4 protein-coding genes are annotated in these 6,747 nt (G+C 72.1%); 3 read left to right on the top strand and 1 reads right to left on the bottom strand.

Annotation, left to right across the window (positions count from 1 at the left end; genetic code table 11):
* The first annotated feature begins 100 nt into the window (after window positions 1–100).
* From MTQ10_RS25715 to MTQ10_RS25705, 3 genes are all read left to right on the top strand, one after another.
* On the top strand, window positions 101–487 hold the full coding sequence (locus MTQ10_RS25715) for a MerR family transcriptional regulator (protein WP_247472543.1): 387 nt from the start codon (window positions 101–103) through the stop codon (window positions 485–487).
* Window positions 484–816, top strand: a complete 333-nt coding sequence (locus MTQ10_RS25710) for a thioredoxin family protein (protein WP_308404602.1) — start codon at window positions 484–486, stop codon at window positions 814–816. Before MTQ10_RS25715 ends, MTQ10_RS25710 begins: the two co-directional genes overlap by 4 nt.
* A 150-nt stretch (window positions 817–966) precedes the next feature.
* Window positions 967–3,246: a HelD family protein gene (locus MTQ10_RS25705; protein ID WP_247472544.1), complete on the top strand. Its 2,280-nt coding sequence runs from the start codon at window positions 967–969 to the stop codon at window positions 3,244–3,246.
* A gap of 252 nt (window positions 3,247–3,498) precedes the next feature.
* Here MTQ10_RS25705 and MTQ10_RS25700 read toward each other — a convergent pair whose 3' ends face one another.
* On the bottom strand, window positions 3,499–6,117 hold the full coding sequence (locus MTQ10_RS25700; RefSeq protein ID WP_247472542.1) for a glycosyltransferase family 1 protein: 2,619 nt from the start codon (window positions 6,115–6,117) through the stop codon (window positions 3,499–3,501).
* Window positions 6,118–6,747: the final 630 nt, after the last annotated feature.

The following is a 6,747-nucleotide window of genomic DNA, read 5'->3' as shown; positions in this document are numbered from 1 at the left end:
GCCCTGGCCCCTGCCGCCCACGGCTTCCGCCCCCGCCCTGACGTCGGCCCCGGCTTCCGTCCTTGCCTTGACGTCGGCGTCAAGGCTTACGGTCGTCGGCATGCGAATCGGCGAGCCGGCAGCCCGGGCCGGAACCACCACGCGGACGCTGCGCTACTACGAGGCGCGGGGTCTGCTGCCCGCCCGGCGCGGGGAGAACGGGTACCGGACGTACGACGAGAGCGATCTGAAGCTGCTGCGGCAGATCCGCACGCTCCGGGACTTCGGCTTCGACCTGGAGGAGACCCGGCCGCTCGTGGAGTGTCTGCGGGCCGGACACCCGGAGGGGGACTCCTGCCCGGCCTCGCTCGCGGTCTACCGGCGCAAGCTGGCGGAGCTGGACGCGCTGATCGCGGAGCTGGAAGCCGTACGGACCAAGATCGGTCTGCGGTTGGCGACAGCAGAGGCCGAACCGCCGAAGTGCGAACTGGGAGGGCAGGAACTGTGATCAAGACCGCCGGGGTGGACGAGGTGACCGACGCGGACTTCGCGGCGGAGGTGCTGGGCAGCGAACGTCCCGTTCTGGTGCAGTTCACCGCCGACTGGTGCGGGCCGTGCCGTCAGCTCGCCCCGGTGCTCGGCGCGATCGCCGTCGAGGAGGCGGAGCGGCTGCGGATCGTGCAGATCGACGTGGACCGCAACCCGGGTACGCCCATCGCGTACAACGTGCTGTCCACGCCCACGCTGATGGTGTTCCGGGACGGGGAGCCGGTGAAGTCGATGGTGGGCGCCCGGCCGAGGCGGCGGCTGCTGGAGGAACTGGCCGACGTGCTGTAGCCGAGCCGGAGCTCTTCCGCGCCACCCGACACCCACCCGAGAAAAAGAAATCCCCCGGGCAATTGCGCCCGGGGGATTTCTTCGCGTATATTCAATGATTCACGTGTCCGGATGGAATTCGGGCACGGAGAAGTTCAGTGACCACAGTATATCCGGGCGGGAGCGGAATTGTCAAACACCGAATTTCCGGACGATGAATTGCGGCACGAGCAGGAATTCATCGACGGCCTGTACGCACGGGTCGACGCGCTGCGCGGCGACACCGAGGCCTCCGTCGCCGACGCCCTCGCCCAGGGCGACAAGCCCATGCAGGCACGCCTGGAGCGGGACATCCTGGTCGCCGAACGGTCGGGACTGCTCGCCGCGCTGAACGCGGTGGACGGCTCCCTGTGCTTCGGCCGTATCGACCTCACGTCCGGCGACAGCCACCACATCGGCAGGATCGGCCTGCGTGCCGACGACGCCGACCGCACCCCCATCCTCATCGACTGGCGGGCCGACGTGGCCCGGCCCTTCTACCTCGCCACCGGCCACACCCCGCTCGGCCTGCGCCGCCGCCGTCACATCAGCACCGACGGCCGTACCGTCACCGCCCTGCACGACGAGATCCTCGACCTCGGCGACCGGGAACGCACCGGCCACGAGGACCCCTCCGGTGACGCCGTGCTGCTCGCCGCGCTGGACGCCGCCCGCACCGGCCGGATGCACGACATCGTGCAGACCATCCAGGCCGAGCAGGACCGCATCATCCGTGCCCCCCACCGCGGCGTCCTCGTCGTCGAGGGCGGCCCCGGCACCGGCAAGACCGCGGTGGCCCTGCACCGGGCCGCGTTCCTGCTGTACGAGCACCGCGAACTGCTCGCCAAACGCGCCGTGCTGATCGTCGGCCCCAACCCGGCCTTTCTCGGCTACATCGGCGAGGTGCTGCCCTCCCTCGGCGAGACCGGCGTCCTCCTCGCCACCGTCGGCGAACTCTTCCCCGGCGTGAAGGCCACCGCGCAGGACACGCCCGAGGCAGCCGCCGTCAAGGGCCGCGCCGAGATGGCCGACGTGCTCGCCGCCGTCGTACGCGACCGGCAGGCGCTGCCCGACCCGGTCGTCGCCATCGAGCACGACCGCGAGATCCTCATGCTCGACGAGGGCCTCGTCGCCGTCGCCCGCGAACGGACCCGCGACACGAAACTGCCGCACAACGTGGCCCGTGAGCACTTCGAGGGCCACATCCTCAACACCCTCACCGAGCTGTACGCCGAACGCATCGGCACCGACCCGTACGACGGCAGCAGCCTGCTGGACGCCGCCGACCACACCCAGATCCGCGACGAGCTCGCGGAGAACCCCGAAGTGTGGGCCGCCATCGACCGGCTGTGGCCGCGCCTCACCCCGCAGCGCCTCGTCGCCGACTTCCTCGCCGCCCCCGAGGGCTACCTCGACGCGGCGGACGCGGCGGCCGTACGCCGCCCCGTCACCCGGGCCTGGACGGTCGCGGACGTGCCGCTGCTCGACGAGGCGGCGGAACTCCTCGGCGAGGACGACCGCCTCGCCCGCGCCCGCGCCGAACGCGAACGCGAGCAGCGCGTGGCGTACGCCCAGGGCGTGCTGGACGTCTCCTACGCCTCCCGCACCTTCGAGTTCGAGGACAAGGAGGAGGACGACCCGGAGGCCAGCGAGGTGCTCTCCGCGCACGACATCATCGACGCGGAGCGCTTCGCCGAACGCCACGAGGAGGACGACCACCGCAGCGCCGCCGAGCGGGCCGCCGCCGACCGCACCTGGGCGTTCGGGCACATCATCGTCGACGAGGCGCAGGAGCTGTCCCCGATGGCGTGGCGGCTGCTGATGCGGCGCAGCCCCACCCGGTCGATGACCCTGGTCGGCGACCCGGTGCAGACGGCGGAGGCGGCCGGCGTCGGCTCCTGGCGGGACATCCTCGAGCCGTTCGTCGGGGACCGCTGGGAGCACACCCGGCTCGGCGTGAACTACCGCACCCCCGCCGAGATCATGGAGCTGGCCGCGGCCGTGGTCCGCGCCGAGGACCCCGGCTTCGAACCGCCCAGCTCGGTCCGCTCCACCGGGGTGAAGCCGTGGGTGAGGGAAGCCGCCGCCGGCGCCCTGCCGGACGCGGTCGCCGAGGCGGTCGCGGAACTCACCCCCGCCGAGGGCCGCCTCGCCGTCATCGCCCCGCGCGACCTGCACCGCCGGCTCGCCGCCCGTCTGGACGGCGTCACGGCGGGCGAGGAACCCGACCTGACCCGCACGGTCGTCCTCCTCGACCCGCGCCAGGCGAAAGGCCTGGAGTTCGACTCGGTCCTCGTCGTCGAACCGGCCCGCTACGGCACCAGCGACCTGTACGTCGCCCTCACCCGCGCCACACAGCGCCTGGGCGTCCTGCACACCGGCCGCCTGCCCGCGGGCCTGCCGGCTGCCTGAGCCGACCGGGCGGCCGTCGTGGCCGGGCCCCGTCCGACGCACCTCGCGGTGTGCCGGACGGGGCCCTGGATGCCGAATGCGGTATGCGGTATGCGATACACGGCCGATCGTGTGCCGGGACGCGGACTTCCGTGTACGCCGGTGACGTACTTCCGTGTACGACGGCCTGTCCGCCGTGTCCCGTACACGACGACGACCGTCCGGGCCGCACCCGGAGGCCGAGGGCCGGGCGGCGGTCGCACCGCCCGCCTCCTACCTCAGCAGCACCCCCGCCCCCTCCACCACATCGTCCGCCGGTACGGCGACCAGGCCCAGCTCGGCGTGGGACGCGAGCAGCGGATGGTCGGGCAGGATGCGGACGGTGTAGCCGTAGGGGCCGGTGCGGTCCAGGGACAGCGGACCCTCGTACGCCCAGCGGCCCTCCATGTCGGGGCCGCCGACCGGCTTCAGCGGCACCGCCGTCGCGTCCGTGATGCGGTCCTCCGCATCGACCCGCCCCGACACCGCCTGCACCTCGACGTCCTCCGGGCCCAGCTCGCCGAGCGCCACCCGCACCCGCAGGGTGAGCGTCGAGCCCAGCTCCGCCGTGGCCGTCGTCGTGGACGTCTCCACATGGTCGACGGTCACCCCGTGCCAGGCGGCCCGCACCCGCGCCTTCCACTCCGCGAGCCCGCGCGCCGCGTCCGCGTCCAGCGCGCGATGGGCGTGCGCGGCCGGCGTGTACAGCCGCTCCACGTACTCGCGGACCATCCGCCCGGCCAGCACCTTCGGTCCGAGGTGGGTGAGGGTACGGCGGACCATCTCGATCCACCGGTCCGGCAGCCCGCTGCGGCCCCGCTCGTAGAACCGCGGGGTGATCCGCTGTTCCAGCAGGTCGTACAGGGCCGCCGCCTCCAGGTCGTCCCGCCGGTCGGTGTCCGTGCCCTGACCGTCGGCCGTGGGGATCGCCCAGCCGAAGTCGGGCTGGAACCACTCGTCCCACCAGCCGTCCAGCACCGACAGGTTCAGACAGCCGTTCAGCGCGGCCTTCATCCCGCTCGTGCCGCACGCCTCCAGCGGGCGCAGGGGATTGTTCAGCCAGATGTCGCAGCCCGGGTACAGCTTCTGCGCCATCGCCATGCCGTAGTCCGGCAGGAACACGATCCGGTGCCGCACCCGCGGATCGTCCGCGAACCGCACCAGCTCCTGCACCAGCCGCTTGCCGCCGTCGTCCGCCGGGTGCGCCTTGCCCGCGACGACGATCTGCACCGGCCGCTCCGGATGCAGCAGCAGCGACATCAGCCGGTCCCGGTCCCGCAGCATCAGCGTCAGCCGCTTGTACGACGGCACACGCCGCGCGAACCCGATCGTCAGCACGTCCGGGTCGAGGACCTGGTCGATCCAGCCCAGCTCGGCCGCGCCCGCGCCGCGCTGCCGCCACGACACCCGCAGCCGCTCCCGCACCTCGGTGACGAGCTGCTCCCGCAGCGACCGGCGCAGCTCCCAGATGTCCTGGTCGGGGATGTCGGTGACCGAGTCCCAGCGTTCGGAGCCGCCGACGGTCAGCGCGTCCTCGGCGCGCTGGGCGCCGATCTGCCGGGCGCCGAGCCGGAACACCTCCGGCGCCACCCAGGTCGGCGCGTGCACCCCGTTCGTCACGGAGGTGATCGGCACCTCCTCGGGGTCGAATCCCGGCCACAGGCCGGAGAACATCTCCCGGCTGACCTGCCCGTGCAGCAGGGACACCCCGTTGGCGCGCTGCGCCAGCCGCAGCCCCATCACCGCCATGTTGAACAGGTTGGGTTCGCCGCCCGGGTACGTCTCCATGCCGAGCCGCAGCACCCGCTCCACCTCGATCCGCGGCAGCTCGGCGCCGGGCCCGAAGTGCCGGGCGACGAGTTCCCGGTCGAAGCGGTCGATACCGGCGGGAACGGGCGTGTGCGTGGTGAACACGGTCCCGGCGCGGACCGCTTCCAGCGCCGCGTCGAAGTCCAGGCCTTCGTCGCACAGCTCGGCGATGCGCTCCAGGCCGAGGAAACCGGCGTGCCCCTCGTTGGTGTGGAACACCTCCGGCGCCGGATGGCCGGTGAGGCGGCAGTACGTGCGTACCGCCCGGACACCTCCTATGCCGAGGAGCATCTCCTGGAGCAGCCGGTGCTCGCTGCCCCCGCCGTAGAGCCGGTCGGTCACCCCGCGCTCGCCGAGGTCGTTCTCCTCCACGTCGGAGTCCAGCATCAGCAGCGGCACCCGGCCGACCTGCGCCAGCCAGATCCGCGCGTGCAGCCGCCTGCCGCCGGGCAGCGCGAGGCTGACCTGGGCGGGCGTGCCGTCCTCCTCCTCCAGCAGGACGACGGGCAGCTCGTTGGGGTCGAGCACCGGATAGTGCTCCTGCTGCCAGCCCTCGCGGGACAGGGTCTGCCGGAAGTAGCCGTGCCGATACAGCAGGCCGACACCGATCAGCGGCACCCCGAGGTCGCTGGCCGCCTTCAGATGGTCGCCGGCGAGGATGCCGAGGCCGCCCGAGTACTGGGGGAGGGCGGCGGTGATGCCGAACTCCGGCGAGAAGTAGGCGATCGCGGCGGGCAGTTCCGCGGTCTGCGTCTGATACCAGCGGGGGCCCGTCACATAGTCGCGCAGGTCGTCGGCGACCGCGGTGAGGCGGCGCAGGAAATGGCGGTCCTCGGCCAGTTCGGCGAGCCGCTCCGCGCGCACGCTGCCGAGGAGCCTTATCGGGTCGCCGCCCGAGGAGGCCCAGCGCTCGGGGTCCACCGACTGGAACAGGTCACGCGTCTCCGCATGCCAGGACCAGCGCAGATTGCGGGCCAGATCGCTCAGGGGCCTCAGGGGGTCGGGGAGGACGGGACGGACGGTGAAACGACGGATCGCCTTCACATTCCACCTCTTCGGTGCGGCGGTGAGCCTTGAGAACGTCGTCCCTCACGACGGTACCGGCGGAGGTGTCCGCCTCGCCGGGGGCTGAGCCGATGCACCCCTCTTTCGGGCGGAACGACTGATTCCAGGTGTATGTCGGAGGGGCCCTCTTGTGACCGGCTCCCCGTGGGGGTGACAATCGGCCAAACTGCGGCACAGCCCCCGACGGGCGCACGGCCGCGACGGACGGCACACCCGCCCCGGCGGCACACCGCCGGCACCGGGGCGTCGGGCGTCCCCCGCCCGCGGCCCAGGGGCCGACTCAGGCCAACCCCCTCATCTCCTGTGGAACGAGGCCAATCTTGTGTGTAGACATACGCGTGGGTAGTTAACAAAGTGCCGGATTGCCCACCCGAAAAGAGTGGGAAGGCTCCACCGGTAGCCGACGGGGTACCCCTCCCGGCACAGCAAGCACGATCCGCCTCTTCCACAGCCATCCGCCCAACCACGTCTGACGCGGACAGGAGCGGTCATGCCCGCCACGCACCACTCGTCAGCACCATCGGACTCCGGCTCCGGCACATAGTCCCGTACGACCAGTTCACGCTCGGGCTCGACGCCCGCGATCAGCTCGTCGAGCTGGAGGGCGAG

It is taken from the genome of Streptomyces sp. XM83C, assembly GCF_023072675.1.
GTDB classification, from domain to species: Bacteria; Actinomycetota; Actinomycetes; order Streptomycetales; family Streptomycetaceae; genus Streptomyces; species Streptomyces thermocoprophilus.
Note: the sequence above shows the minus strand (reverse complement) of the source record. Positions and strands in the feature narration are given on the sequence as shown.

What these genes read in the sequence shown, in the direction of transcription:
- MTQ10_RS25715 (WP_247472543.1), top strand. Translation starts at nt 101, where the DNA reads ATGCGAATCGGCGAGCCGGCAGCCCGGGCCGGAACCACCACGCGGACG.